Raw genomic sequence first — 25,816 nt, 5'->3', positions numbered from 1 at the left:
CCTCATGGACGTGAACATCGTGCTGTCGGTCGTCCTGGGTGTGCTCGGCGTCGCTCTCGGCGCGGTCGGTCTGCTGGGTCTGCAGGGCAAGCTGCGGCGCAACCGGTTCGTCGGGGTGCGCACGGCGGCGGCGCTGCGTGACGACGAGGCGTTCGTGCTGGCCAACCGCATTGCCGGGGTGCCGAACGTCGCGGCCGGTGTCGTGGCGATCGTGTCGGGCGCGATGGCGTTCGTCATGGCCGAGCTCGCCGTCACCGCTGGGATCATCGGACTGGTGGGCGCGCTCGCCATCGCTGTGGCCGGTGGACTGATGGGGCACCGCGCGGCCGAAGCGCTGCCGGAGCCGGTCAAGCCCAAGGGCTGCGGTGGCTGCGCCTGCGGTGGTGGCGGTTGCTCGCCGCTCGCCGGGCTGTAACCCGAAGTTTCACGTGAATCAGTTGTTGCGGACGTCGGTCGGATAGGTCGACAGCAGCGCCAGCGGCATGCCCTGGCGGCGCAGCACCCGGCCCCACAGGTCGACGTTCGCGCCGACCAGCACGTCGTCGGCGAGGCCGGTCACCACGATCCAGTCGCCGCGATCTATCTCGTTCGCGAGCTGTCCCTCGCCCCAGCCCGCGTAGCCCGCGAACACGCGCAGGCCGCGCACCAGCGGCATCAGGTCGTCCGGCTCGGCGTCGAGGTCGATCAACGCCACCGGGCCCTGCACGCCGACCAGGCCCTCCACCTTGGACGGATCGGTGCCCGCCTTCAGGGCCGCCAGGCACAGCGCCGTCTTCTGCTCGACCGGGCCACCGATGTAGATGCACTGCGGCTTGGTGACGTGCGGGCCCCACGGCGGTAGGACGTCGTGCACTGCCACCTCGGAGGGGCGGTTCAGCACGACGCCGAGGGTCCCCTCTGGACGTTGATCGATGATGTAGACGACGGTGCGCGTGAAGTTCGGGTCGTTCAGGCTCGGGGCGGCAACCAACAGGGAGCCTGGCTCGACCTCGGCATCGGGACGCACGTCACCATGAAATCATCCGTGATCGCCGGAACAACTCAGGGCCGCGCCCCGTTAGACTCAGGTGTCGGATGTCTTTGTGTCCCCCGGGCTCAACAGACAACCGCCTTCGCGGAATACCGTACGGCTGGAGCCGCGTAGTGCATCGCGCCGTGAGGCGACCTGGCATCCGATCCAGGGGAGCCGGACCGAGAGGTCCGGCTTTCGTGGTTTTCACCCGTACGCGCATAGAGTGCAACGGTGACAACGCTTGCGGTGGAGAAGCACCACTGGGGATCACGCCGGTTCCTCGGCATCCCGGAGTTCCGCAGGCTTCTCGCCACTCGCCTCACCTCGCAGTGGGGTGACGGTCTCTTCCAGGCCGGGCTCGCCGGCGCTGTGCTCTTCAACCCCGAGCGGCACGCCGATCCCGCGGCCATCGCGGCCGGGTTCGCCGTGCTCCTGCTGCCCTACTCGATCGTCGGGCCGTTCACGGGCGCGTTGCTCGACCGGTGGGACCGCAAGAAGGTCATCGTCGTGGCGAACATCACGCGCGCGGTGTTCGTCCTGCTCACCGCCCTGGCGGTCGGCGCGGGGCTGAGCGGGCTGCCGCTCTACATCTCCGCGCTCATCGTGATGGGCATCGGCCGGTTCGTCGGCTCCGGGCTGTCGGCCTCGCTGCCGCACGTCGTCGACGAAGATCACCTGGTCGAGGCGAACGCACTGGCCACGACGGCGGGTGCGATCACCGCTGTGGTCGGCGCGGCTTGTGCGATCGGCTTCCGCACGTTCCTCGGCGCCGGTGACGGCGGTTCGGCGTGGACCACCAGCATCGCCGTCGTCGGCATGCTGACCAGCGCGTTCATCGCCAGCAGGTTCCGGGCGGGCGTGCTCGGGCCGGACGAGGTCGACGAGCCGCACAACGCGTTCAAGGCCGTCGCCCGCGGTCTGCTGGACGGCGCCAAGGCCACCTGGCACACCCCCAACGTCACGGCAGCGCTGGCAGCTCTGCTCGCGCACCGGGCCGCGTTCGGCGTGAGCCTCATGGTCACGCTGCTGCTGATGCGCTACAGCCTGGAGGACGTCGGCATCCTCAAGGCGGGCATCGGCGGGCTCGGTGAGGTCGCCGTCGCGGGCGGCGCCGGCATTCTGCTCGCCGGCGTGCTCACCGACCGGATCGTCGACAGGTTCGGCACCAAGCGCACGATCTGCGGCGCCCTGATCCTCACCGGCGCCGCCCAGATCGGTCTCGGGCTGCCGATGACGCTGGTGACCATCCTCGCCGCCAGCTTCGTGATCATCTTCGCCGGTCAGATCGTCAAGCTCTGCGTGGACACCGCGGTGCAGCACGACGTCGGTGACGAAGTGCGTGGCCGGGTGTTCGCCCTGTACGACACGCTCTTCAACGTCACACAGGTCACCGCGGTGTCCATCACCGCGACGGTGGTCCCCCTGGACGGGCGTTCGCCCGGCCTCATCATCACCGCCGCGAGCCTCTACCTGGTCGGTCTGGCCGCCTACCTGCTCCTGCTAGCGCGGAAACGGCAGGTGCAACATCCCGGCCTCGTGCGCGAAGACGACGGCAGCCACCCGATCGGGTAGGTCCAGGCGCCGCAGGATCTCGGCCACCTCGTCGGCCACCCGCTGTTGCCCGATGCCGAGCACGCGCGCGATCTCGTGGTCCGCGTGGCCACGCGCGAGACACCGCAGCACCGCTCGTTGGTCGTCGGTCAGCACTTCCAGGTCGTGTACCGCCGGACCTGCGGAAAATCCCCAAGTGAACATCTGCACCACCCCCATGCGCGCTCCTAGCGCACCTCCATGGTGCAACCCCGCGCTGTCAGTTCACTAACGCGGGGATTTCATGCGCTCACTATGAGTCACGCAGATGGCGGAGTGATGCCCTGTTCGCGCGCCCAGTCGAGCAGTGCCGCCTCTGCCTCGTCGCGGTCCATCGGTCCCCGGTCGAGCCGCAGCTCCTTGAGGAACTTCCAGGCAGCACCCACCTGCGGGCCCGGCGGCAGCCCGAGCAGCTTCATGATCTCGTTGCCGTCGAGGTCCGGCCGCACGCGCGCGAGATCTTCCTCGGCCGCGATGCGGGCGATGCGCTCCTCAAGAGAGTCGTAGGTGCGACGCAGCAGGTTCGCCTTGCGCTTGTTGCGGGTCGTGCAGTCCGCGCGGACGAGCTTGTGCAGCCGCGTCAGCAGGTGCCCGGCGTCGGTCACGTACCGGCGCACGGCCGAGTCGGTCCACTCGCCGTTGCCGTAGCCGTGGAAGCGCAGGTGCAGGTAGACGAGCTTGGCGACGTCCTCGGTGATCTCCTTCGAGTACCGCAACGCCCGCAAGCGCTTGCGGACCATCTTCGCGCCCACGACCTCGTGGTGGTGGAACGAGACACCGCCGCCTGGCTCGAACTTGCGCGTGGCCGGTTTGCCGATGTCGTGCAGCAGCGCCGCGATCCTCAACACCAGATCGGGGGATTGATCAACATCTTCAAGATCAATCGCCTGTTCCAGCACAACCAGCGAGTGGTCGAAGACGTCCTTGTGCTGATGGTGTTCGTCGATTTCCAGCTTCATGGCCGTGAGCTCTGGCAACACGATGTCCGCCAGGCCGGTCTCGACCATGAGCTCGATGCCGCGGCGCGGGTGCGCGCCGCACAGGAGCTTCGAGAGCTCCACCTGCACGCGCTCCGGCGTGATGCGGGCGATCTCGCCTGCCATCGAACGCATCGCCTCGATCACCCGCGGCGCGGCGGTGAAGCCCAGCTGGGAGACGAACCGAGCCGCCCGCAGCATCCGCAACGGGTCGTCACCGAACGACTCCTGCGGGGTCGCCGGTGTGTCCAGCACGCCGTCGCGGGCCGCCTGAAGACCTCCGGTCGGGTCCACGAACGTCCTGGACGCCACGTCGAACGCCATGGCGTTGACCGTGAAGTCGCGGCGGGCCAGGTCGCCGTCGATGCTGTCGCCGAAGGTCACCTCGGGGTTGCGGGTGACGCCGTCGTAGACGTCCGCGCGGAAGGTCGTGATCTCGAGGATCTCGCCCTTCTTCGAGGCGCCGACCGTGCCGAACGCGATCCCGGTGTCCCACTGGGCCTCCGCCCAGCCGGTCAGAATCCGCTGGATCTCGGCAGGGCGCGCGTCCGTGGTGAAGTCGAAGTCGTTCGTCGGGCGCCCCAGCACGGCGTCGCGCACGCTCCCACCCACGAGGTAGAGGTGCTTTCCCTCGGCTGCGAACCGAGCGGCGAGCTCTGCGACGACTGGTGTGATGGCGGGCTGTTCCACCACCGCATTCTGCTGGAGCGATCGAGACACGAGAAACCAGCGTACTTAAGGTTCCTAAGTACGATCGGCCGTATGCCCCCGTCAGCCGCACGATCCGGAGGTGGTCCCAAGCCGGGACGCCGGAAGCGACGCCGGGGCCGGAGGCTGAAGACCGTCGACGAGACGTCGGCTGGTGGCCTGGTGCTCGACGGTGAGCAACGGGCCGCGGTGATCGGCAGACTTGACCGGCGGGGCCGGTTGCTGTGGTCTTTGCCGAAGGGTCACATCGAGGCCGGCGAGACCGCGGAACAGACCGCGGTGCGCGAGGTCGCCGAGGAGACCGGTATTCATAGCAAGGTGCTGCGCCCGTTGGGGTCGATCGACTACTGGTTCGTCGCTGACGACCGCCGGGTGCACAAGACGGTTCACCACTTCCTCCTCGAAGCGCTGGGGGGAGAGCTTTCCGACGAAGACGTGGAGGTCACCGAGGTGGCGTGGGTGCCACTCGGCGAGCTGGACGAGCGACTCGCGTATGCCGATGAGCGCCGTCTGGTCCGCCGAGCCGCCGAACTGCTCGCCGACCGCTGCCGGAACGGGGCGGAGTCGGCGTGAGCGCGAGGAAGCTCTTCTGCACAGCCGCGGTCGCCGCGTTCCTGGCGGTGCTCGCGCCGCCCGCAGGCGCCGTGGAGCAGGCACAGCCCGACGACGTCGACGCGCTGCCGTTCATGCCGGCCCCAGCCGCCACCCAGGTGTGGGCGACCAGATCCCTCTCCGCGCAGCCCGGCCAACAGCAGCAGCAGTTCCTGCGGCTCGACATCGGCCAGCTGACCCCCCGGTTCGTGACGAGTGACTCCCCGGCCACCGTCAAGATCACCGGCAAGATCGTCAACGTCGGCGACCGCAAGGTCTCCGACATCGTGCTGCGCCTGGAGCGCGGCGAGCCGCTCGACTCGGAAGACGACCTGCGCAAGGCGCTGCGGGAGCCCGCGGCCGCGGAGTTCATCCAGCCGAAGTTCACCGAGGTCGCCCGCGAGCTGCAGCCCGGCCAGCAGCAGGACTTCACGCTCGAGGTGCCGTTGCGCGGGTCCGCGCCCACCTCGCTCGCGATCGACCAGCCCGGCATCTACCCGATCCTCGCCAACATCAACGGCAAGCCGGACTACGGCGGCCAGGCGCGGCTAGCGGCGCTCTCGACGCTGCTCCCCGTGCTGGGCGTGCCCGGCGGGGAGACCAAGGGCAAGCCGGGCGCTCCCGCCAAGCTCACCGTCCTGTGGCCCATCGCGGACCAGCCCAGGCTGGTCAGGGCCGGTGGCGAGGGCCAGTCCGAGCTGGTCGACGACGAGCTGGCCTCGTCGCTCGCCACCACCGGGCGGCTGTACGGCCTGCTGCAGGCCTACGAGCAGTTCATCGCGTCCATGAGCACCTCCATGTGCCTGGCGATCGACCCGGACCTGCTGCGCACGGTCCAGGCCATGAGCACCGGCTACAAGATCCGGGGCGGCATCGAGGGCAGGGGCAAGGCGGAGGCCAAGCTCTGGCTGGACCGGCTCAAGCTCGCCGTGAGGGGCCGTTGCGTCGTCGCGCTGCCGTACGCCGACGCCGACCTCGTGGCGCTGAACAGGGCGAAGCTCACCAACATGCGCACCCTCGCGCTGACCGACGGCCCCAAGCTCATCCAGCAGATCCTCGGCGTGCAGCCGCTGCCTGACTTCGTCTGGCCTGAGGACGGCGTGCTGGACCAGCAGACGTTCGACGAGCTGGTCACGCCGCTGCCCGAGCAGAAGTACACCGGCATGAAGTCGGTCCTGCTCGACCCGGCGGGCCTCGCCGACGCGCCGGGCACCGGACCTGTCGGCATCGCCGGCCAGCACCCGGTGACCGCCGTGAAGATCGACTCGATGGTCTCGGACGCGCTGCAGGGCAGTGCGTCCCGGCCGCGCACCCTGTCCGGGGTGACCACGCCGGTCGAGAACCAGCCGGTGTCGGTGCAGAACGCGCTGTCGGTGCTGGTCTTCCGCGCCGGTTGGCAGGGCGACGGCCGCAACGTGCTCGTCACGCCGCCGCGCCGGTGGAACGCGCCGCTGACGGAGATGACCGAGTTCCTGAGCGCCGCCCAGCGGTTGCTCGCCAGCGGCTACGTGACGCAGACCGGCCTGGAGGAGCTGACCACGGCCACGCCTCCGGTGGCGACCGCCAAGATCGCGTACCCGCCGGAGGCCGGTGCGCGCGAGATCTCCTCCACCGTCGCCGACGAGGTGACCAGGCAGAGCGCCCAGCTGAACGGCCTGGTCGCGTCCATGCAGCAGGAGGACAGCGAGCACGCGGCACCCGCCGACCTCGCCGACCCGCTGTGGCTCGGCCTCCTGCGGGCGATGTCCGGCGCGTGGCGGTCGAACGAGGACGGCGCGCGGTCCGCCGCCAACATCAGCCAGGCCGAGCTGAACTCGCTGACCGGCATGGTCGGCGTCACACCGCCGGCCAGCCCGATCCTGCTGGGCTCCGGCGACAGCCCGATCCCGGTCACGATCACGAACAAGCTCGACGTCCGCGTCACCGTGCGGATCGTGCTGGCCGACACCCCGGGCATCCGCAAGCTCGACCTCGCTGACCAGGTGCTTCCCGCCCGCGGCGAACGCGTCGTGCGGGTGCCGGTCGAGGTGCTTCGCTCCGGCCGGTTCCCGGTCAACGTCCGGCTGACCACTCCGGAGGGCGTCGCTCTCGGCGACACTGTCAAGCTGGAGGTGTCGTCGTCCGCCTACGGCACCATCACGGTGATCGTCACCGTGATCGCCGCGATCGCGCTCGTCCTGCTTTCCGGACGACGCATCTACAAGCGGGTCCGCGCTCGCAACGGCGAGGGCGGCGGCGATGCACCGTCCATCGAGAACGTGACACCGGAGAAGTCGAGCGCGTGAGCGAGTCAGCCACGACCACCGAACCAGAGCAGCAGAAGCAGGCACCATCGGTAGCCAGAGCCAGTGGCTCGATGGCGATCGCGACGATCGTCAGCCGGGTCACGGGCCTGCTGTCGAAGGTCTTGCTGATCGCGGTGATCGGCGCCGAGACGCTCGGCGACTCGTACCAGGCGGCCTCGACGCTGCCGACCATGATCAACGAGCTGCTTCTCGGCGGCGTGCTGACCAGCGTGGCGATCCCGCTGCTGGTCCGTGCCGAGAAGGAGGACAGCGATGGCGGTGAGTCGTACGCCCAGTGGCTGATCACCATGGGCACGCTGATCCTCGGTGTCGGCACGGTCGTCGCGATGGCCTGCGCGCCGTTGCTCACCGACGTCTACATCTCGGATTCCCAGGACGCCAACCCCGAACTGGTCACCGCGTTCGCGTACCTGGTGCTGCCGGGCATCGTCTTCTACGGCCTGACCGCGCTGCTCAGCGCGGTGCTGAACGCACGACACGTGTTCGGCCTGCCCACGTGGGCGCCGGTTCTGAACAACCTCGTCGTGATCGTCGTGCTGGTCGTCTACGCGATGCTGCCGGGCGAGCTCACGCTCAACCCGGTTCACATGACCGACACGCACCTGCTGGTGCTCGGTCTGGGCACCGCGCTCGGCGTGGCGGTGCAGGCGTCCGTGCTGGTTCCGGCGCTGAAGAAGACGGGCTTCCAGTTCAAGTGGCGGTTCGGCTGGGACTCGCGCCTGTCGGAGTTCGGCAGCCTCGCGTTCTGGGTGCTGCTCTACGTGGGCCTCGGCCTGGCCAGCATGACGGTCCTGACGAACGTCGCGACGAGCGCCACGGGCACGCTCACGGCGTTCAACTACCAGTGGCTGATCGCCCAGGTGCCCTACGGCGTGCTCGGCGTCTCTCTGCTCACCGCGCTGATGCCGAAGATGAGCCGGGCGGCCGCGCACAACGACAACGACGCGATCGTGCGCGACCTGCTGTTCGGCAACCGCATGTCGGCGATCCTGCTGATGCCGTTCAGCGCGCTGATGACGGTGTCCGGCCTGGCGATCGGTCTCGCAGCGTTCGCGTGGGGCAACTCGGGCGTCGAGGGCGGCACGAGGATCGGTCTCGCGCTCGCCCTGTCCGCGTTCGGTCTCGTGCCCTATGCCGTCACGCTGCTGCAGCTGCGGGTCTTCTACGCGATGAAGGACGCCCGCACGCCGACGTTGATCCAGGCGTTGATCGTGGCTGTCCGCATCGGCCTGCTCTACCTGTTCCTCGCGGTGTCGGAGCCGGGCAACGCCGGGCAGCTCGCCGTCGGCGTGTCGCTCGCGATGTCGCTCAGCTTCGTCTTCGGCGCGATCGTCGGTCAGGTGTGGCTGCGGGTCCGGCTCGGCCGCCTCCGCACGGGCTTCACCATCTGGACCGTCTGCCTGACCGTGGTGGCGTCGTCGCTCGCGTTCGCGGTGGCCAAGGGCGCGAACGCGCTGGTCCAGAGCTTGATCGGGATCGGGAATCCCGTTGTAGCCGCATGGGTCGAGGTCATTCTGGTGACGTTGATCGGTTTGCCGCTCGCGTTCGGCCTTTTGGCGGCGTTCCGGGTACCCGAGATGAAGCCCGCGATCGACAAGATCAACCGTTTGGTGCGGCGACGGTGACCCCTGAGGGTGAGCGTCGTCCCGTACCCTCGTGCCCGTGAGTAGCGGAGTTCACGCCGCCCTGGTTCCCGGCGGCGTCATCGGCAACGGCCGCTACCGCCTGCTCGCGAAATCCGGAGCGGACGACAGGTCGAACGCGGAACTGTGGCGCGCGCGGGACGGTCAGCTCAACCGCGACGTCGCACTGACGGTGCTGCTGGGCGACCTGGCCGACAACGACGCCGCCGCCCGTGCCCGCCGGACCGTCGAACGAGCGATGCATGCGGCGTCGTTCACGCACCCCGGTGTCTCCAGGGTCATCGACGTGCTCACGCCGGGCACCGGCATCCGGCCGGACGAGGGCATCCTCGGCATGGTCGTGGCCGAGTGGACCCAGGGCACCGACCTGATGGACCTCATCGCGGAGGGCCCGCTGCCGGCGGGCGCCGCGACCCGCCTGCTCGAACCGCTGGGCGCCGCCATCGAGGGCGCGCACCACGCCGGACTCGTGCTGGGCGCCGACCACCCGCAGCGCATCCGGGTCACCTCGGACGGCCGCCTGCGCCTCGCGTTCCCCGGCCCGCGGCCGGACGCGATCGCGCGCGACGACGTCAAGGGCCTCGGCGCGATCCTGTACCTGCTGCTCACCGGCCGGTGGGCGCTGCCTGGCGGTCCCAGCGGCGTACCGGTCGCCCCGACCGGGCCGGACGGCACCGTCGTGGCACCGAGCGCGTTGCACCCGTACCTGCCGCACGAACTGTCGTCCGTCGCCGTGCGGTCCCTAGAGGACACGAGCGTCGGAGGCATCCGCACGTCCGCGGCGATCCTGCAGGTCCTCGACCAGATCGCGGCGGAAGAGGCCGAGACCGCGCTGATCCCCGCAGTGGCGTCGTCGTCCCGCAATGACGACCAGGTCGTGTGGACGACGCAACGTCCGGTGCAGGACAAGCAGCAGAAGAAGAAGCTGTGGATCAGCGTCGCGGTGCTCGCCATCGCCACGCTGGCCGTGATCGTGTGGCTGAGCGTGCAGATCGTCGGGTTCTTCAGCGACGAGCCCTCGCGCGGCGGCGGTCCGACCGTGGTGGTCGGCCAGCCGGGATCGAACGGCCAGACCGCGCCGACACCCACGCCGGCCGGACCGGTGCAGCCGGGCCAGATCGGCGTCTACGACGTGACGAACCAGCCGGACAACGCCAACCAGGCGAGCCGGGCGGTCGACAACAACGCGAACACGTTCTGGCGGACCGACAACTACTTCCAGCAGTTCCCGGCGCTGAAGCCGGGCATCGGGCTGATGGCGTCGTTCGCCGAGCCGGTGCGGCTGGCCTCGGTCACGATCACCTCGCCGAGTGAGAAGACGCACGTGCAGATCCGGGTGGCGTCGTCACTGGACGCGCCGCTCGAGGAGACGAAGATCATCGGTGAGGGCGACCTGTCCAACGGGCAGACGCAGATCCAGCTGGGCGAGCACGAACCGACCGGTCACGTGCTGATCTGGATCACGCAGCTGACCAACGCCGGCGGGGGCAAGAACCAGTCGGAGATCAGGGAGATCCTGTACACCAGGGCGCAGTAGCCCTGTCCGGATGACGCGAGGCCACGATCTCCGGAGGAGCGGCAGACAACGCAGTGATCAGCCTCGCTATCCTCCGTTCGTGACCGCCGCAGCCAGCTCGGACGCCGATCTCATCTCGGCCCACGCCGCAGGTGACCCCTACGCGTTTTCGGAGCTGGTCAAACGGCACCGCGACCGGATGTGGGCGGTGGCGTTGCGGACGCTGCGGGACCCGGAGGAGGCCGCGGACGCGCTGCAGGAGGCGTTCATCTCGGCCTTCCGCGCCGCGTCGTCGTTCCGCGCTGAGTCACAGGTCACCACCTGGCTTCACCGGATCGTGGTGAACGCGTGCCTCGACCGGATGAGGCGACGACAAACAAGACCGACAGTGCCGCTGCCCGAGGCCGGTCCCGGCGAGCCCGCCGCGCCCCGTGACGCGATGAGCGACCGCGAGACCAGCCTGATGGTGCAGGAAGCGTTGATGGCGCTGCCGGAGGAGCAGCGGGCACCCATCGTGCTCGTCGACGTCGAGGGCTATTCCGTTGCCGAAACGGCGCAGCTCCTGGGCATCGCGGAAGGCACGGTCAAGAGCCGGTGCGCGCGGGGTCGCGCCAAGCTCGCCAAAGTTCTCGGGCACCTCAGGAACCGAATCGCAGATGCGAACGTCCCAGCTGACGGTGTGAATGTGCAAGAGCAACGTCAGTGGGAGGGCCGATGACCGGCATGGAGCGCGTGCCGATGGGTCCGCCGTGGTCGGTAGACCTCATCGCGGATCTGCACGCGGGCGTGCTGCCCCCTGAGGTCGCCGCACAGCTGCGCCCGAGGGTGGAGGCGGACCCTGAGGCCAGGGAGATCCTCCAGGCGCTGGACGCCACGCTGGAGGACCTGCACGCGTTGCCGCCGATCCCCATGCCCGACCACGTCGCGGCGCGGATCGACGCGGCTCTCGCTGCCGAGGCCCGTCCCGCCGCACCGGTCGTGTCGCTGGACGAGGCCCGCAAGCGTCGAAACCGCAGGCTGGGCCTCGGTGGAGGCGTGCTGGTGGCCGCCGCGGCCGCGTTCGGCATCGTGCTCGCCGTGTCGCCCGGCACGCAGCAGCCCTCGAACGACGCCAAGCCCGCACCGACGACGTCCAGCGCGAACACCGCCCCGCCGCTCGCGCTGAAGCGCGACGAGCTGGGCTCCGCGGTCGGTGACGTGCTCAAGGCGCAGAACTTCGGCCCGCTGGAGACCCCGGACCGCCTCGCCGGATGCCTGAGGGGCGGTGGCATCACCAGCTCGGGCAACCCGCTCGGCATCAGCCCGATCACCCTGGACGGCAAGGACGCGGTGATGGCGATCCTGCCCGCCGGTCTCGGGCAGTACCGGCTGGTCGTGCTGGATCCGGAGACCTGCGGACCGGACAAGCCGGAGGGTGTCCTGGCGGACACCACCATCAAGCCGAGGTAGTCGCTCAAGTCACGGAATTACCGACACCTACGATCCGTTGAGCCAGTCAGACGACGAGATCGAGGAGTTGCTGGGGCCGTGAGCGTGCGCAACGTGATCATCATCGGATCGGGGCCTGCGGGCTACACCGCGGCGGTCTACGCCGCCCGCGCGCAGCTCGAGCCCCTGGTCTTCGAGGGTTCGCAGTACGGCGGCGCCCTGATGACGACCACCGAGGTGGAGAACTACCCCGGCTTCCGCGACGGCATCATGGGCCCCGAGCTCATGGAGCAGATGCGCGAGCAGGCGCAGCGCTTCGGTGCCGAGCTGCGGGCGGAGGACGTCGAGTCCGTCGAGCTGACCGGCGAGATCAAGAAGGTCGTCGCCAACGGTGTCGAGTACCACGCCAGGGCGGTCATCCTCGCCATGGGCGCTGCTGCCCGTTACCTGAACATCCCCGGTGAGCAGGAGCTGCTCGGCCGCGGTGTGTCGGCGTGCGCGACGTGCGACGGGTTCTTCTTCCGCGACCACGACATCGCGGTCGTCGGCGGTGGCGACACGGCGATGGAGGAGGCGACGTTCCTCACGCGCTTCGCCAAGTCCGTGACGGTCATCCACCGCCGCGAGGAGTTCCGCGCCTCCAAGGTCATGCTCGAGCGCGCCCGCGCCAACGAGAAGATCAAGTGGCAGCTGAACACGCAGGTCACCGACGTGCTGGGTGACGGCACCGTGTCGAGCATCAAAGTCAAGGACACCGTCACCGGCGCCGAGTCCGAGCTGCCCGTCACCGGCTTCTTCCTGGCGATCGGCCACGACCCGCGCTCGGCGCTGGTCAAGGGCCAGGTCGACCTGGACGAGGAGGGCTACGTCGTGACCAGGGGCAAGACCTCCTACACCAACCTGGACGGCGTGTTCGCGGCCGGCGACCTGGTTGACCACGAGTACCGCCAGGCCATCACCGCCGCCGGCTCCGGTTGCAGTGCCGCGATCGACGCGGAACGGTGGCTCGCCGAGCACGGCGAAGAGCACGCCGAGATCGCCGCGGAGGCGGTCGGTGGCGGCTACGGCAAGAGCAACTGAAGTTTCTTCACGGCTTTAGGGAGAGAACATGGCAGGCGCCACCGTCACGGTGACCGACAAGTCGTTCGCGGACGACGTGCTGACCAGCGAGAAGCCCGTGCTGGTCGACTTCTGGGCGACCTGGTGCGGACCGTGCAAGATGGTTGCGCCGGTGCTGGAGGAGATCGCAGCCGAGCACGGCGAGAAGCTCACCATCGCCAAGGTCGACATCGACGCCAACCCGTCGATCGCCCGTGACTACCAGATCATGTCAGTGCCGACGCTGATCCTGTTCCAGGGCGGCCGTCCGGTGAAGCAGATCGTCGGCGCGAAGCCCAAGGCTGCGCTGCTCAACGACCTGCAGGACGTCATCGGCTGAGCAAAAACTTGCATCGGCTAAACAAGTCGCTTGCAACGCGCAACGTGACCCGCCCGTCTACCGATAAGACGGGCGGGTCATGTTCGTTTCGTACCGGGACGTGATCTCGGAACGACTGTGAGTAGCCCTGCATCGATCACTTTGCGGAGCAGGGCACAATAAGGACTTCCCACCTACCGCGCCGACGACGATCGGCGCCCTAGTCGAGCGAGGGTGCATGCAGCTGCTCCGCCGCGGGGACGTCGGAAGTGATGTTGCCGAGATCCGGTCGACCCTGACCAGGCTCGGACTGCTTCCGCCGACCGACCCCCAGGCGCCGCCGGTGTTCGACCAGCAGGTCGAGCACGCCGTGCGCGCGTTCCAACAGCAGCGGGGGCTGATCATCGACGGCATCGTCGGCCCGGCGACCTACCGTGCGCTGCGTGACGCGACGTTCCGGTTGGGGGACCGGCCGCTCGCGTACCTGATGTCGCAGCCGACCACCGGCGACGACGTGCTGATGCTGCAGGAACGCCTGCTGGAGCTCGGCTACGACGCCGGCCGCGCGAACGGCGTGTTCGGCCAGCAGACCGAGCAGGCGCTGAAGAACTTCCAGCGGGACTACGGCCTGATCGTGGACGGCATGTGCGGCCCGGACACCGTGCGCGCACTGCGTCAGCTCCAGCCGAAGGTCCGCGGTGGCCGTCCCGTGCTGCTGCGTGAGCAGGAACGGGTCCGCAACGCCGGTTCGCGGCTGTCCGGCAAGCGGATCGTCATCGACCCCGGTCACGGCGGCCAGGACCGCGGCGTGATCGTGGACGGTGTCTCCGAGGCCGACCTGATGCTGGACCTGGCCCGCCGGCTGGAGGGCAAGATGGCCGCCACCGGCATGGAGGCGTTGCTCACCCGCGGGCCGAACAACTGCCCGGACGAGGCGGAGCGCGCCCGGTTCGCCAACGAGGCAGGCGCCGACCTGATCCTGTCGCTGCACAGCGACGGCAACTCGTCGCCGAACGCGCAGGGCGTGGCCACGTTCCACTACGGCACCGGCAACGGCACGTCGTCGACCGTGGGTGAGGCGCTCGCCGGGTTCATCCAGCGCGAGGTCAGCGCCCGCACGTCGATGCGGAACTGCGGCACGCACCCGAAGACGTGGGATCTGCTGCGGCTCACCCGCTGCACGGCCGTCCGCGTCGAGGTCGGCTACCTGACGAACGCGGAGGACCGCGGACGCCTGGCGACGCCTGGTTTCCGCGACATCGTGGCCGAGGGCATCCTCGTGGCCGTGAAGCGTCTCTACCTGCTCGGCAAGGACGACCAGCCGACGGGCACGTTCACGTTCAACGACCTGCTGCGCTACGAGATGGCCAAGGGCTGATTTCCCGCATGACGAAAAAGGGCCCCTTCGAGGGGCCCTTTTTCGTGTGGTCAGACGGGACGGAAGCTGGGTTCCGCCGTCGAGACGGTGACGCTGTTGAGGAGGCGTTCGAGGGCGGCCTCGACGTCTTCCTTCCACGTGATGGCGCTGCGCAGCTCCAGGCGCAACCGGGGCCAGCGCGGGTGCGGCCGCACGGTTTTGAAACCGACGCTCGTGAGGAACTCCGCAGGCGTGACGCAACTGCGCTCTTCCTCGTCCGGACGCATGTCACCGAACGCCTCGACGGCCTTCACGCCACGACGCGTCAGATCCTTCGCCACGGCCTGGACGAGCACTCGCCCGAGTCCTCCCCCTCGGAACTCCGGAAGGACCTCCAGCGACGTCATGAGGACGGCGTCCGGGCTGACCGGGGACGTGGGGAAGGCGGCACTGCGCGGAACAGCGGCAGGTGGTGCGTAGAAGACCGAACCGGCGGGAATGCCGTCGCAGTAGATGAGACGACCGCACGAACCCCATTCGAGCAGGACGCTGGAGACCCAGGCTTCCTTCTCGAATTCGGTGTCGCCGTATTCCTCGGCCTGTTCACGCAGGTGAGGGGCCAACTCCCAAAAGACGCACGTCCTGCTGTGCTTGGAGAGATGCTCCAGGTTGTCCAGCGTGACGCCCACAACGCGTCGCGACACCCCGACCTCCACCCCTCGGCACGCACAGTTCAACCCGTACGAGGGTAGGCGAATGTGACGGAACCCGGAAGGTACGTGCCCTGAACGGGACGACGGTTACACTCGCTCGGGACATTTCCCATTCAGGAGTCCCCCATGACGATGCCCGGACAGCCGGCCAAGCAGGGCCCCAGAAGCCTTGACCCCCACCTCCGCCGCTACGCAGCGCGCACGGCAGGGATGACGGCATCGGAGATCCGGGCACTTTTCGCAGTCGCATCGCGTCCTGAGGTCGTGTCGCTGGCCGGCGGCATGCCGCACCTGGCCGCGCTGCCGCTGGAGTCGCTGTCCGCGGAGATCGGTCAGCTCGTCGCCACCGAGGGTCTCGTCGCTCTGCAGTACGGCTCGGCGCACGGTGTTCCGTTGCTGCGCGAGCAGATCTGCGACGTGATGGCGATGGAGGGCATCAACGGCCACCCGGACGACGTGGTGGTGACCGTCGGCTCGCAGATGGGCCTCGACATGGTCACCCGGATCTTCTGCGACCCCGGTGACGTGGTGATCGCCGAAGGTCCGTCCTACGTGGGCGCTCTCGGGTCGTTCACTGCGTACCAGGCGCACGTCGTGCACGTGGCGATGGACGCAGAGGGGCTCGTGCCGTCGTTGCTGCGAGAAGCCCTCGAGGCCTGCAAACGAGCAGGCCAGCGGGTCAAGTTCCTTTACACGATCCCGAACTTCCACAACCCGGCCGGCGTGACGCTGGCGGTGTCGCGGCGCGCCGAGATCCTGGAGATCTGCCGGTCGTACGGCGTGCTGGTCGTGGAGGACAACCCGTACGGCCTGCTCGGTTTCGACGGGCAGACGTACCCGGCGCTGCGGTCGATGGACCCGGACAACGTGGTGTACCTCGGGTCGTTCTCCAAGACGTTCGCCGCCGGCCTGCGGGTCGGCTGGGTGCTGGCGCCCCACGCCGTGCGCGAGAAGCTGGTGCTGGCGGCCGAGTCGGCCACGCTGTGCCCGCCGACGCTGAACCAGATGATCGTGTCTCGCTACCTGGCCACCCAGGACTGGAAGGGTCAGATCAAGACGTACCGCGAGGCGTACCGGGAGCGCCGGGACGCGGCTGTGTCCGCCCTGGAGCAGCACATGCCGCAAGGTTCCACGTGGAACATTCCCGACGGCGGCTTCTACGTCTGGGTGACGGTGCCCGAGGGCATCGACACGAAGGCGATGCTGCCCCGCGCCGTGACGGCCCGTGTGGCGTACGCGTCCGGCACCGGTTTCTACGCGGACGGCTTCGGTTCTCGCCAGCTGCGAATCTCGTACTGCTACCCGACGCCGGAGCGCATCCGGGAGGGCGTCCGCCGCCTGGCGAACGTCATCGAGGATGAGATGCAGCTGCACGCGACGTTCGGGGCGACGCCCGGCCGTCAGCTGTCCGGCCCGCAGACCCCGTCGCCCGACACCGCCTGATCCTTGGAGTTTTGCTGTGGCTGACCGCATGGTCGCTGTGCTGTCCGGTGGGCTCTCCCACGAACGCGAGGTCTCGATCCGCTCCGGTCGCCGGCTGTCGGCTGCCCTGCGGTCGTCGGGCGTGACCGTGGAGGAGTGGGACGCCGACGCCTCGCTGCTGACGCGTCTTCGCGACCACCGTCCGGATGCCGTCGTCGTCGCTCTGCACGGCGGCGAGGGTGAGAACGGTTCGGTGCAGGCGATCCTGGAGATGCTCGGCGTGCCGTACGTGGGCACCGACTCGCGCGCGTGCCGTCGCGCGTGGGACAAGCCGACCGCGAAGGCCGAGCTGGCTCGTGCCGGGCTGACGACGCCGGAATGGGTCGTGCTGCCGCACGCCACGTTCCGGGAGCTGGGTGCCCAGCCGGTGCTCGACGCGATGGTCTCGACGCTGGGGCTGCCGTTGATGCTGAAGCCGGACCAGGGCGGCTCGGCACTCGGCGCTCAGGTGGTGCGGGACGCCGCCGAACTCCCGGCCGCGATGGTGGGCTGTCTCGCGTACGGCGACACCGTGCTGGCCGAGCAGTTCATCTCGGGCGTCGAGGTGGCGGTCACCGTGGTCGACGGTCCGGACGGCCCGACGGCGCTGCCCGCTGTCGAGATCGTTCCGGAGACCGGCGTGTACGACTACACCGCTCGGTACACCGCGGGGCTGACCGACTTCCACGCGCCGGCTCGGTTGGACGCGGTGGCGGCCAAGGCGGTCGGAGAGCTCGCGGTGGCGGCACACCGGTTGCTCGGGCTGCGGGACGTGTCGCGCACCGACGCGGTGGTGGCCGAGGACGGCACCGTCTACTTCCTCGAAGTGAACGTGTCGCCGGGACTGACCGAGACGTCGCTTCTGCCGATGGCGGTCGAGGCGGCCGGGCGGTCGTTGGGTGAGATCTACGCGGGCTTGATCGAGCGGGCTGTCGCTCGCTGACTCACGACGAAGAAGCGCGGCATCGGACGTCTCCGGTGCCGCGCTTTTTGTGCGTCGACTGATCCAGAACATGGTTACGCCCCGCAACTTTGATGTTGCGGGGCGTCATCGTCACCGTGACATAAGGCCCGTGGGTGATCCTATGGACCTACTCCGATGTCCGAATTGTCGCTTCTGGGCTCATCAGTCCGATGATCCGTTCAAGATCGTCAACTGACCCGAACTCGACGACGATCCGGCCCTTTCGCTGCCCGAGTTCGACCTTCACGCGGGTGTCGAAGTTGTCGGAGAGACGCTCGGCGAGCTCCTGCAGACCGGGTGCGTGCATCTGCTTGCGGGGAGCGGCCTTCTCCTTCTTGGGCTTCTCGTTCTTGGCGAGCGTCACCGCTTCCTCTGTCGCCCGGACCGACATGCCCTCAGCGACGATCTTCGCCGCGAGGTCCTCCTGCATGCCGGCGTCGTCCAAGCCGAGCAGCGCACGAGCATGGCCGGCACTCAGCACGCCCGCCGCCACCCGTCGCTGCACGGGAAGGGGGAGCTTCAGCAGCCGGATGGTGTTCGTGACGACCGGGCGGCTGCGTCCGATGCGGTCCGCGAGCTGCTCGTGCGTGACGCCGAACTCCTCCAGCAGCTGCTGGTACGCCGCCGCTTCTTCGAGCGGGTTGAGCTGGACGCGGTGGATGTTCTCCAGCAACGCGTCGCGCAGCATCACGTCGTCGCCGGTCTGCCGCACGATCGCCGGGATGGTCTTGAGCCCGGCCTGCTGGGTTGCCCGCCACCGCCGCTCGCCCATGACGAGCTCGTAGGCGTCGCCGCCGAGCTCGCGGACCACGATCGGCTGCATGAGCCCGAACTCCTTGATGGAGAACGACAGCTCGTCGATCGCGTCCTGGTCGAACACCTGGCGCGGCTGCTTGGGGTTTGTCTTGATCGCGGTGACCGCGATCTCCCGGTAGACCGCTCCCGCGACCTCACCCACCGGCTGCGGCTTGGTGCTCGAGCCGTTGCCGGCCGCGGCGGGCCGGATGGTGCTGGGCGCACCGGGCGGAGGACCCTGCGGGATCAATGCGGCCAGGCCGCGCCCGAGTCCGCCCTTGCGCTGCTCCGTCATGCGCCCTCCTCCTTGGCCCCACGCACGGCGATCTCCTTGGCGGCGTCGAGGTAGCTCATCGACCCGCGCGAGCCCGGGTCGTACGTCAGCACCGTCTGACCGAATCCTGGCGCCTCGGAGACCTTCACGCTGCGTGGAATGACGGTCTTCAGGACCGTGTCGCCGAAGTGACTGCGCACCTCGCTGGTCACCTGGTCGGCGAGCTTGGTGCGGCCGTCGTACATCGTGAGGAGGATCGTCGAGATGCCGAGGTCCGGATTGAGGTGCTGCTGCACGAGCTCGATGTTGCGCAGCAGCTGGCTCAGACCCTCCAGCGCGTAGTACTCGCACTGGATCGGGATCAGCACCTCCTGGGCCGCGACCATCGCGTTGACGGTCAGCAGGCCGAGGCTGGGCGGACAGTCGATGAAGACGTAGTCGGGCTGCAGCTGGTCGAGCGCCTCGGGGGAGAGCGCCTCCTTGAGCCGCGACTCGCGGGCCACCATCGAAACGAGTTCGATCTCGGCGCCGGCGAGGTCGATCGTCGCGGGCACGCAGAAGAGGTTCGGGGACGTCGGGCTGACCTGAGCCGCCTCGGCGATGGAGATCTCGCCGATGAGCACCTCGTAGACCGACGGCGTGCCGGAGCGGTGCTCAACGGCGAGCGCCGTGCTGGCGTTGCCCTGCGGGTCGAGGTCGATCACCAGGGTCTTGAGCCCGTGGATCGCGAGGGCCGCAGCGAGGTTCACCGTGCTCGTCGTCTTGCCGACGCCGCCCTTCTGGTTCGCGACCGTGATCACCCGGCGGTGTGTAGGTCGGGGGAGCAGTGACTCGTCGGGGTGCAGCACGCTTGCCGCACGAGCCGCCTCTTCTGCAATCGGGGTCCACACCACGGCGCTGTCATCTCCGTTGTTGGTCGGCTTCGGCTTCTGCTGGGGTTCGGTTTCACGTGGAACATCGGCTGCTTGAAACTCCGGGTACACGCTCACCGATCCCTTCTCGTCTGGCGCTCGACGATCAGCACCGTCGTCGGCACCTCAAGTACGTCCGCTCCCACGACGACGACCCTGCCGTTGACGCCCCCAGCGCGTTCCACGGCGACCCCGTCGCGGTCCAGTTCCTCCTGCGCGCGCTCACCCTTGAGCGCCACCATCCGCCCACCACCCTTGAGGAGCGGAAGGCACCACTTCGCGAGCTTCTCCAACGGAGCCACCGCCCGGGCGGTCACCACGTCGCAGTTCTTCAGCTGTGCACGGATCGGCCCTTCCTCGGCTCGCCCGCGGACCACTGTCACGTTGTCGAGCTCGAGGCGGTCTGTGACCTCCTCCAGCCACGCGACGCGGCGCGCCATCGGCTCCAGGAGGGTGATCCTCAGGTCGGGCCGCGCGATCGCCAGCGGCACACCCGGAAGCCCCGCTCCCGAACCCACGTCGACCACGCGCTCGTTCCGCTGGAACAGCTCCTCGATCACCGCCGAGTTGAGCACGTGCCGATCCCAAATCTTGTCGACTTCGCGGGGACCGATGAGTCCGCGCTCGACGCCGTGCTCCTCCAGGAGCCTGACGAACCCGGCGGCACGGTCAACGTGCTCACCGAAGACGAGCTTCGCGCTGTCGGGCAACTCCCCGGCCATGTTCTCCGTCCGTGAGCGTTTCACGTGAAACCACGCGGCGGCGGCGTTTCGGCGGCCGGGTGGAAAAGCTGGCGAATGCCAGGGCACCATCATGACGGATCGACCGTGCGCTCCGCCAAATCCTGAGCGCCGTTTCACGTGAAACTTGGGGGAAAGTTGCGTCCGACCATCTACACGGTCTCTCATCCGGGCCCTGGGACCGTCTCGACGATGTCTCACCCGCCAGGCGGCGCTCTCCTGGAGCCCTACGTTCGCGGGCTGCGCCGGCTCGGGGTCGACGTCCTCGTGTCCGCTCAGACCGACCCCGAGCGAGCCGAGTGTGAGCTGGAGGAGCAGGCGGCTGTCGTCACCGCGGCGGGGCTGTCGTTCGTGTGCGTGCCGATCGAGGACCGCACGGCACCGCTCGGACTGGAAGTGGTCGAGCCGGTGGCGGCCCTCTACTCGCAGTACCGGCGCGGGGCGCACGTGGTGTTCCACTGCTGGGCCGGGATCGGACGGTCGTCGTTGCTGGCGGCTCTGCTGCTCGGAATGGACGGAGTCGAGCCGGAGTCGGCCTGGGCGTTGATCTCAGCGGCTCGCGGGTTCCCGGTGCCGGACACGGGGGACCAGGAGACGTGGCTGGCTTCGTGGTGGGCGTCTCGGGATGGACGGTTTCACGTGGAACAGTGACGCCCTGACGTCATGTCGACAAGTCGGCACTCCCGGACAAAGCGAACGGCCCCTTGGTTCCCATCGGAACCAAGGGGCCGTTCGAAAAAGCAGAGCCCGTCAGGGCTTGGGGAAGATGATGACCCGTCGCTGCGGCTCCTCACCCTCGCTCTCGCTGTGCACACCCGCGATCGCGGCGACGGCGTCGTGCACGACCTTGCGCTCGAACGGCGTCATCGGGTGCAGCCGAGCGCGCTCACCAGAGGCCAGCACCTTCTCGGCGGTCGAGCGCCCGAGCTCGGCCAGCTCCGCGCGACGGCCCGCACGCCACTGCGCGATGTCGAGCATCAGGCGGGAGCGAACGCCCGTCTCCTGCTGCACGGCCAGGCGGGTGAGCTCCTGGAGCGATTCGAGGACGTTTCCGCGGGGGCCTACGAGCTTGGACAGGTCCTCGCCGCCGTCGATGCTGACGACCGCGCGACCACCCTCGACGTCCAGGTCGATGTCGCCGTCGTAGTCGAGCAGGTCCAGCAGACGCTCGAGGTAGTCACCCGCGATGTCGCCTTCCTGGACGAGCAGGTCCTCGGTCTTGCTCTGCGACTGCGGCTCGGCCTCGTCCGACGACGACGCCTCCACGTCGGTCGCCTGCAAGGTCTCCGACACGATGTCTCCTCTCCGGGGCAAACGCCCGAAATCAGCGGCGCTTCTTGCTGCCCGGCTTCTTGCTGGTGGATCGGCCTGGGGTCAGGCCGGGAATCTCGGTGTTGGAGCTGCCGTTGGCGCCGTCCGACGACGACGAAGAGCCACCGGGGCCCGCGGTCGGCATGCGCTTGGCTCCGTTGGCGGGCTTGGCGCCAGGCGCCGGCTTCTTCGGGTTGACCGGCTTCGCGCCCGGCTTCGGCGCGAGCGCCTGGCGGGTGGTCGCGGTCGTCGTCTTCTTCTCTTCTTCCTCGGCGTCGATGCGCTTGTAGACGATGTGCTGCTGGCCGAGCGTCCAGGCGTTGTTGGAAAGCCAGTACAGCAGGATCGCGACGGGGAAGAAGAAGCCACCGACGAGGACACCCACCGGGAAGATCCAGAGCGTCAGCTTGTTCATGATGGCCGTCTGCGGGTTGTCCAGCGCGGCCTGGTTCTGACGGGCGACCGAGTGGCGGGCCGTGAAGTGGGTCGCGATGGACGCCACGATCATCAGTGGCACCGACAGCAGGATGACGTTCAGGCGCTCAGTGCCGTACTGGGCCAGCTGGTCGGCGGGCATCGTGATGAACGTCGAGAGGTTCGTGCCGAAGAGCTTGGCGTTGACGAACGAGTCGACGCCCTGCTTGTCGAAGAAGTAGACCTCGCCCCAGCCGGGCTTGAACGAGCGCAGCACGTGGAACAGACCGATGAACACCGGGATCTGCACCAGCATCGGCAGGCAGCCGCCGAGTGGGTTCACGCCGTGCTCGGACTGCAGCTTCTGCATCTCCTGCGCCTGGCGCTGGCGGTCGTTCGGGAACTTCTTCTTGATCTTCTGCATCTCCGGCGCGAACTCCTGCATCTTCCGCATGGAGCGCACCTGGCCGACGAACGGCTTGAAGAGGATGGCGCGGAGGGTGAAGACCAGGAAGATCACGGCCAGTGCCCAGGCGAAGCCGCTCGACTCACCGAAGACCTTGCCGAACACCCAGTGCCAACACCACAAGATGAAGGACACCGGGTAGTAGATGAAGTTGAGCACGGAGCTACTCCTCGGTGGATACGTCGGGGACCTGCCGCTTGGGCGGAACGGGGTCCAGGCCTCCAGGGTGCCAGGGTCCGCAGCGCAGCAACCGGCGGATCGTCAGCCAGGTTCCACGCAGCGCACCGTGGACGGTCAGGGCTTCCACCGCGTACGCGCTGCAGCTGGGGTAGAAGCGGCACGTGGGCGGCAGCAGCGGTGAGATGAAGCGCCGGTAGAAGTGCACCGGCAGCAGCGCGACCTTCGCGGGCAACGTGGTCATCGCAGCACCTTGCGCAGAGCGGAGGAGAAGTCGGCGGCGAGCTCCGAGCTCGACGCCTCGGCTGCCGGTGCCAACGCTCGTACGACGACGAGAGTTCCCGGCGGTAGCGATTCGAGCTGAGCGCGCACGACGTGGCGCAGTCGCCGGGACACGCGGTGGCGGACCACCGAGTTGCCAACTGTCTTGCTCACGACGAAGCCCACCTTGGACGAATCCAAGGTGGGCACGTCTGGCGTCAAGGCGTGGACGACCAACCGGGGTCGTCCGGCGCGGCGGCCTCGGCGGACCACCAGGCCGAAGTCCTGGCTGCGGGTGAGCCGGGCGGCCGGTGGTAGCACGACGACGCTGCGCTTACCAGCCGCGATCAGGCGGACAGGCGGGCACGGCCCTTGCTACGGCGCGCCGCCAGAATGGCGCGGCCGGCGCGGCTGCGCATGCGCAGCCGGAAGCCGTGCGTCTTCGCGCGGCGGCGGTTGTTGGGCTGGAAGGTGCGCTTACCCTTGCTCACGGTCGGTTCTCCCGGTGCTTCACTGCTTACAAAGCCTGGTGGTTGTCCCCGACGGCAGTGGACGTAGGCGCGCGAAAGGCGCCCGTCGCAAGCGGGAGACTCGTACGAGAGTACGCACGCCCGGGTGCCACGACCAAATCGGGGTGGCCGATGCCACGTCTTGTGAGGCGTGGCAGGCCTTGTTACCGTTCTTCCCTCGCGCATGCCGGAGCTGGCGTGGGAGCCGCCACCGTACCGGTAACACAACGCACCGTTTAGTGCACAGTTGTGGATAACTCTGTGGATGCCTCTATTCTCCGTGTCCACATGTGGAGTCTTGGGCTCCGGCGGAGGGGAGGGGAGCGCGGAGGTGTCGAACCAGCAGGTCGACCTTGGTCTCGTGTGGGCCGAAGTGGTGCAGGAGCTCGCCACGAGCCACCTGTCCCCTCAGCAACGCGCGTGGATGAGGGTCACCCGTCCCATCGGATTGCTGGACGGGACCGCCCTGCTCGCGGCTCCGAGCGACTTCGCGAAAGAGGCGATCGAACGCGCACTGCGCGACCCGATCACCGACGCCCTGTCCCGCAGGCTCGGCCGCACGGTCTCGCTCGCGGTGAAGGTCGACTCGCCGGAACCGGTGAGCCCGCCCACCACGCCCATCCCGGTGCAGGCGGTGCCGGGCATCCCCAACGGTGACGCGGCCGTTCCGGTGCTCACCGAAGAAACCACCGACCAGGCCGCGGAAGGCGACTCGGACGAGGTCGACGAAGCCGGCGACGCGCTCGCCGCCGTCACCGAGATCTGGCCGACCTTCAACTCTGCGAACACCGCCGCCGGCGCGCCTGCCAACGTCGGCACCCCGTTCACCAGGCCGGCCAACCCGTCGCCGTCGCAGACCAGGCTGAACGAGAAGTACAACTTCGACACGTTCGTCATCGGCGCCTCCAACCGGTTCGCGCACGCCGCCGCCGTCGCGGTGGCCGAAGCGCCCGCCCGCGCCTACAACCCGCTCTTCATCTGGGGTGAGAGCGGCCTCGGCAAGACGCACCTGCTGCACGCCGTCGGGCACTACGCCCAGCGCCTGTTCCCCGGCATGCGCGTGCGGTACGTGTCGACCGAGGAGTTCACCAACGACTTCATCAACTCGCTGCGCGACGACCGCAAGGTCGCCTTCCAGCGCCGCTACCGGGACATCGACGTGCTGCTCGTCGACGACATCCAGTTCCTGGAGGGCAAGGAAGGTACGCAGGAGGAGTTCTTCCACACGTTCAACACGCTCCACAACACGAACAAGCAGATCGTGGTGTCGAGCGACCGGCCGCCCAAGCGGCTGGAGACGCTGGAGGACCGCCTGCGCACGCGGTTCGAGTGGGGCCTGATCACGGACATCCAGCCGCCAGAGCTGGAGACCCGGATCGCGATCCTCCGCAAGAAGGCGGCGCAGGACCGGCTCGCGGCCCCGGCCGAGGTGCTGGAGTTCATCGCCGCCCGCATCGAGCGGAACATCCGCGAGCTCGAGGGCGCGCTCATCCGCGTCACGGCGTTCGCGTCGCTCAACCGCCAGCCGGTCGACGTCCAGCTCGCCGAGATCGTCCTGCGCGACCTGATCCCCGACTCGCACGCGCCGGAGATCACCGCGCCGACGATCATGGCGGTCACCGCCGAGTTCTTCGGCGTCACGATCGACGACCTCTGCGGCCCGGGTAAGACGAAGGCGCTCGCCCAGGCGCGGCAGATCTCCATGTACCTGTGCCGCGAGCTGACCGACCTGTCGCTGCCGAAGATCGGGCAGACGTTCGGCGGCCGCGACCACACGACGGTGATGCACGCGGACAAGAAGATCCGCAAGGAGATGGCGGAGCGCCGGCGGATCTACGACCAGGTCCAGGAGCTGACGTCCCGGATCAAGCAGCGCGCCCGCCACGCTCCCTGATCCAACCCGGGTACGACGAGGGGTCGTCCACCGCGGAGGGCCCCTTTTTTCGTTCGTGCGCAACGGGTCCCCACGGCACGCAACCGCCGCACGGCCCGTACGCGCGCGCTCGAACCCAGGTGGAATCGAGCCTGCCCGGACACGTGGAGGGGCTTACTGCTCGCCCACCGCACTCGAAGGGGTGGGGACAACCAGAAAAGTTTGAGACCCAGGCCACGATCTGGCCACAGAAGCCTGTTGAACACCCGGGTACAACTGGCCCGCACCCGGGGACGCACCCGGGGACAACTGTGGACGATCTGTGGATCGAGAGGTGTGCACAACCGGCTGTCCCCGGGTGCGCCGATCTGTCCCCGGGTGCCATCCCCCCTTAGTCCACAT

27 protein-coding genes are annotated in these 25,816 nt (G+C 68.6%); 15 read left to right on the top strand and 12 right to left on the bottom strand.

What is annotated here, in order from left to right:
* Positions 1 to 4 precede the first annotated feature (4 nt).
* Complete coding sequence (locus C8D87_RS09565; protein WP_109630063.1) at positions 5 to 415, top strand: SdpI family protein; 411 nt, start codon at positions 5 to 7, stop codon at positions 413 to 415.
* 18 nt (positions 416 to 433) lie between these two features.
* Here C8D87_RS09565 and C8D87_RS09560 read toward each other — a convergent pair whose 3' ends face one another.
* Positions 434 to 1,006: a YqgE/AlgH family protein gene (locus C8D87_RS09560; protein WP_109630066.1), complete on the bottom strand. Its 573-nt coding sequence runs from the start codon at positions 1,004 to 1,006 to the stop codon at positions 434 to 436.
* A 237-nt stretch (positions 1,007 to 1,243) separates the two neighbouring features.
* Here C8D87_RS09560 and C8D87_RS09555 point away from each other — a divergent pair, with 237 nt between their 5' ends.
* Positions 1,244 to 2,584: an MFS transporter gene (locus C8D87_RS09555; protein ID WP_233442012.1), complete on the top strand. Its 1,341-nt coding sequence runs from the start codon at positions 1,244 to 1,246 to the stop codon at positions 2,582 to 2,584.
* Here the strand turns inward: C8D87_RS09555 and C8D87_RS09550 are convergent.
* Together C8D87_RS09550 and C8D87_RS09545 are read right to left on the bottom strand one after the other, a co-directional pair.
* Complete coding sequence (locus tag C8D87_RS09550) at positions 2,513 to 2,782, bottom strand: response regulator transcription factor (protein ID WP_112226427.1); 270 nt, start codon at positions 2,780 to 2,782, stop codon at positions 2,513 to 2,515. The genes C8D87_RS09555 and C8D87_RS09550 overlap by 72 nt on opposite strands.
* A gap of 80 nt (positions 2,783 to 2,862) precedes the next feature.
* Positions 2,863 to 4,299 carry a CCA tRNA nucleotidyltransferase gene (locus C8D87_RS09545; RefSeq protein ID WP_109630075.1) on the bottom strand — a complete coding sequence of 479 codons (1,437 nt, stop codon included), beginning with the start codon at positions 4,297 to 4,299 and terminating at the stop codon, positions 2,863 to 2,865.
* 42 nt (positions 4,300 to 4,341) lie between these two features.
* Between C8D87_RS09545 and C8D87_RS09540 the strand changes: the two genes are divergently transcribed.
* From C8D87_RS09540 to C8D87_RS09500, 9 genes are all read left to right on the top strand, one after another.
* Positions 4,342 to 4,860 (top strand): NUDIX hydrolase, encoded by a 519-nt coding sequence (locus C8D87_RS09540; RefSeq protein ID WP_112226426.1) that lies wholly within the window; start codon positions 4,342 to 4,344, stop codon positions 4,858 to 4,860.
* Positions 4,857 to 7,163: a DUF6049 family protein gene (locus C8D87_RS09535; RefSeq protein WP_112226425.1), complete on the top strand. Its 2,307-nt coding sequence runs from the start codon at positions 4,857 to 4,859 to the stop codon at positions 7,161 to 7,163. Before C8D87_RS09540 ends, C8D87_RS09535 begins: the two co-directional genes overlap by 4 nt.
* Entirely contained in the window at positions 7,160 to 8,809 is a 1,650-nt protein-coding gene (murJ, locus tag C8D87_RS09530; protein ID WP_233442011.1) for a murein biosynthesis integral membrane protein MurJ, read from the top strand. The genes C8D87_RS09535 and murJ overlap by 4 nt, the downstream gene beginning before the upstream one ends.
* A 37-nt stretch (positions 8,810 to 8,846) precedes the next feature.
* Positions 8,847 to 10,364, top strand: coding sequence for a protein kinase family protein (locus C8D87_RS09525; protein WP_112227002.1), 1,518 nt, complete (start codon positions 8,847 to 8,849; stop codon positions 10,362 to 10,364).
* Positions 10,365 to 10,443: 79 nt separating this feature from the next.
* Positions 10,444 to 11,061: an RNA polymerase sigma factor SigM gene (gene sigM / locus C8D87_RS09520; protein ID WP_112226423.1), complete on the top strand. Its 618-nt coding sequence runs from the start codon at positions 10,444 to 10,446 to the stop codon at positions 11,059 to 11,061.
* The gene (locus tag C8D87_RS09515) at positions 11,058 to 11,792 is read left to right on the top strand and encodes a hypothetical protein (RefSeq protein ID WP_233442010.1); all 735 of its coding nucleotides are present in this window, start codon (positions 11,058 to 11,060) and stop codon (positions 11,790 to 11,792) included. Before sigM ends, C8D87_RS09515 begins: the two co-directional genes overlap by 4 nt.
* 78 nt (positions 11,793 to 11,870) lie before the next feature.
* Positions 11,871 to 12,851, top strand: a complete 981-nt coding sequence (gene trxB / locus C8D87_RS09510; protein ID WP_112226422.1) for a thioredoxin-disulfide reductase — start codon at positions 11,871 to 11,873, stop codon at positions 12,849 to 12,851.
* A 28-nt stretch (positions 12,852 to 12,879) separates the two neighbouring features.
* Positions 12,880 to 13,209 carry a thioredoxin gene (trxA, locus tag C8D87_RS09505; RefSeq protein WP_030465632.1) on the top strand — a complete coding sequence of 110 codons (330 nt, stop codon included), beginning with the start codon at positions 12,880 to 12,882 and terminating at the stop codon, positions 13,207 to 13,209.
* Positions 13,210 to 13,426: 217 nt separating this feature from the next.
* Positions 13,427 to 14,566: an N-acetylmuramoyl-L-alanine amidase gene (locus C8D87_RS09500; RefSeq protein ID WP_109630101.1), complete on the top strand. Its 1,140-nt coding sequence runs from the start codon at positions 13,427 to 13,429 to the stop codon at positions 14,564 to 14,566.
* A gap of 50 nt (positions 14,567 to 14,616) precedes the next feature.
* On the opposite strand, the gene C8D87_RS09495 is transcribed toward C8D87_RS09500, so the two are convergent.
* On the bottom strand, positions 14,617 to 15,249 hold the full coding sequence (locus C8D87_RS09495) for a GNAT family N-acetyltransferase (RefSeq protein ID WP_109632971.1): 633 nt from the start codon (positions 15,247 to 15,249) through the stop codon (positions 14,617 to 14,619).
* Positions 15,250 to 15,384: 135 nt separating this feature from the next.
* Here C8D87_RS09495 and C8D87_RS09490 point away from each other — a divergent pair, with 135 nt between their 5' ends.
* Complete coding sequence (locus tag C8D87_RS09490; RefSeq protein WP_112226421.1) at positions 15,385 to 16,701, top strand: aminotransferase-like domain-containing protein; 1,317 nt, start codon at positions 15,385 to 15,387, stop codon at positions 16,699 to 16,701.
* Between the two features lie 16 nt (positions 16,702 to 16,717).
* Positions 16,718 to 17,662 carry a D-alanine--D-alanine ligase family protein gene (locus C8D87_RS09485; protein ID WP_112226420.1) on the top strand — a complete coding sequence of 315 codons (945 nt, stop codon included), beginning with the start codon at positions 16,718 to 16,720 and terminating at the stop codon, positions 17,660 to 17,662.
* A gap of 148 nt (positions 17,663 to 17,810) precedes the next feature.
* Here C8D87_RS09485 and C8D87_RS09480 read toward each other — a convergent pair whose 3' ends face one another.
* The 3 genes from C8D87_RS09480 to rsmG all read right to left on the bottom strand — a co-directional run bounded on the left by C8D87_RS09480 (position 17,811) and on the right by rsmG (position 20,385).
* Positions 17,811 to 18,773 carry a ParB/RepB/Spo0J family partition protein gene (locus C8D87_RS09480; RefSeq protein ID WP_112226419.1) on the bottom strand — a complete coding sequence of 321 codons (963 nt, stop codon included), beginning with the start codon at positions 18,771 to 18,773 and terminating at the stop codon, positions 17,811 to 17,813.
* Positions 18,770 to 19,645, bottom strand: a complete 876-nt coding sequence (locus C8D87_RS09475) for a ParA family protein (RefSeq protein WP_233439242.1) — start codon at positions 19,643 to 19,645, stop codon at positions 18,770 to 18,772. The genes C8D87_RS09480 and C8D87_RS09475 overlap by 4 nt, the downstream gene beginning before the upstream one ends.
* A 92-nt stretch (positions 19,646 to 19,737) precedes the next feature.
* Positions 19,738 to 20,385, bottom strand: a complete 648-nt coding sequence (gene rsmG, locus C8D87_RS09470) for a 16S rRNA (guanine(527)-N(7))-methyltransferase RsmG (RefSeq protein WP_112227000.1) — start codon at positions 20,383 to 20,385, stop codon at positions 19,738 to 19,740.
* A 210-nt stretch (positions 20,386 to 20,595) separates the two neighbouring features.
* On the opposite strand from rsmG, the gene C8D87_RS09465 reads away from it, so the two are divergent.
* Positions 20,596 to 21,054 (top strand): protein-tyrosine phosphatase family protein, encoded by a 459-nt coding sequence (locus tag C8D87_RS09465; protein WP_211337120.1) that lies wholly within the window; start codon positions 20,596 to 20,598, stop codon positions 21,052 to 21,054.
* 99 nt (positions 21,055 to 21,153) lie between these two features.
* On the opposite strand, the gene C8D87_RS09460 is transcribed toward C8D87_RS09465, so the two are convergent.
* From C8D87_RS09460 to rpmH, 5 genes are read right to left on the bottom strand one after another with little or no spacing between them, the layout of a single operon-like run.
* Complete coding sequence (locus C8D87_RS09460; RefSeq protein ID WP_370467649.1) at positions 21,154 to 21,669, bottom strand: Jag family protein; 516 nt, start codon at positions 21,667 to 21,669, stop codon at positions 21,154 to 21,156.
* Positions 21,670 to 21,727: 58 nt separating this feature from the next.
* Entirely contained in the window at positions 21,728 to 22,753 is a 1,026-nt protein-coding gene (gene yidC / locus C8D87_RS09455) for a membrane protein insertase YidC (protein WP_109630128.1), read from the bottom strand.
* Positions 22,754 to 22,757: 4 nt separating this feature from the next.
* Positions 22,758 to 23,015, bottom strand: coding sequence for a membrane protein insertion efficiency factor YidD (gene yidD, locus C8D87_RS09450; RefSeq protein WP_109630131.1), 258 nt, complete (start codon positions 23,013 to 23,015; stop codon positions 22,758 to 22,760).
* Positions 23,012 to 23,353, bottom strand: coding sequence for a ribonuclease P protein component (gene rnpA / locus C8D87_RS09445; protein WP_109630135.1), 342 nt, complete (start codon positions 23,351 to 23,353; stop codon positions 23,012 to 23,014). The genes yidD and rnpA overlap by 4 nt, the downstream gene beginning before the upstream one ends.
* A gap of 26 nt (positions 23,354 to 23,379) precedes the next feature.
* Positions 23,380 to 23,523, bottom strand: a complete 144-nt coding sequence (rpmH, locus tag C8D87_RS09440; protein ID WP_112226418.1) for a 50S ribosomal protein L34 — start codon at positions 23,521 to 23,523, stop codon at positions 23,380 to 23,382.
* 349 nt (positions 23,524 to 23,872) lie between these two features.
* On the opposite strand from rpmH, the gene dnaA reads away from it, so the two are divergent.
* Positions 23,873 to 25,435: a chromosomal replication initiator protein DnaA gene (dnaA, locus tag C8D87_RS09435; RefSeq protein WP_109630139.1), complete on the top strand. Its 1,563-nt coding sequence runs from the start codon at positions 23,873 to 23,875 to the stop codon at positions 25,433 to 25,435.
* Positions 25,436 to 25,816: the final 381 nt, after the last annotated feature.

It is taken from the genome of Lentzea atacamensis, assembly GCF_003269295.1.
Lineage (GTDB): Bacteria > Actinomycetota > Actinomycetes > Mycobacteriales > Pseudonocardiaceae > Lentzea > Lentzea atacamensis.
This window is presented reverse-complemented; position numbering and strand designations above follow the sequence as displayed.

Excerpts from the sequence above, each read along its gene's own strand:
- C8D87_RS09490 (WP_112226421.1), top strand. The coding sequence starts at position 15,385 with ATGACGATGCCCGGACAGCCGGCCAAGCAGGGCCCCAGAAGCCTTGAC.
- C8D87_RS09465 (WP_211337120.1), top strand. The coding sequence starts at position 20,596 with ATGTCTCACCCGCCAGGCGGCGCTCTCCTGGAGCCCTACGTTCGCGGG.
- trxA (WP_030465632.1), top strand. The coding sequence starts at position 12,880 with ATGGCAGGCGCCACCGTCACGGTGACCGACAAGTCGTTCGCGGACGAC.
- C8D87_RS09500 (WP_109630101.1), top strand. The coding sequence starts at position 13,427 with ATGCAGCTGCTCCGCCGCGGGGACGTCGGAAGTGATGTTGCCGAGATC.
- C8D87_RS09480 (WP_112226419.1), bottom strand. The coding sequence starts at position 18,773 with ATGACGGAGCAGCGCAAGGGCGGACTCGGGCGCGGCCTGGCCGCATTG.
- C8D87_RS09540 (WP_112226426.1), top strand. The coding sequence starts at position 4,342 with ATGCCCCCGTCAGCCGCACGATCCGGAGGTGGTCCCAAGCCGGGACGC.
- rsmG (WP_112227000.1), bottom strand. The coding sequence starts at position 20,385 with ATGGCCGGGGAGTTGCCCGACAGCGCGAAGCTCGTCTTCGGTGAGCAC.
- yidD (WP_109630131.1), bottom strand. The coding sequence starts at position 23,015 with ATGACCACGTTGCCCGCGAAGGTCGCGCTGCTGCCGGTGCACTTCTAC.
- C8D87_RS09565 (WP_109630063.1), top strand. The coding sequence starts at position 5 with ATGGACGTGAACATCGTGCTGTCGGTCGTCCTGGGTGTGCTCGGCGTC.
- C8D87_RS09550 (WP_112226427.1), bottom strand. The coding sequence starts at position 2,782 with ATGGGGGTGGTGCAGATGTTCACTTGGGGATTTTCCGCAGGTCCGGCG.
- C8D87_RS09515 (WP_233442010.1), top strand. The coding sequence starts at position 11,058 with ATGACCGGCATGGAGCGCGTGCCGATGGGTCCGCCGTGGTCGGTAGAC.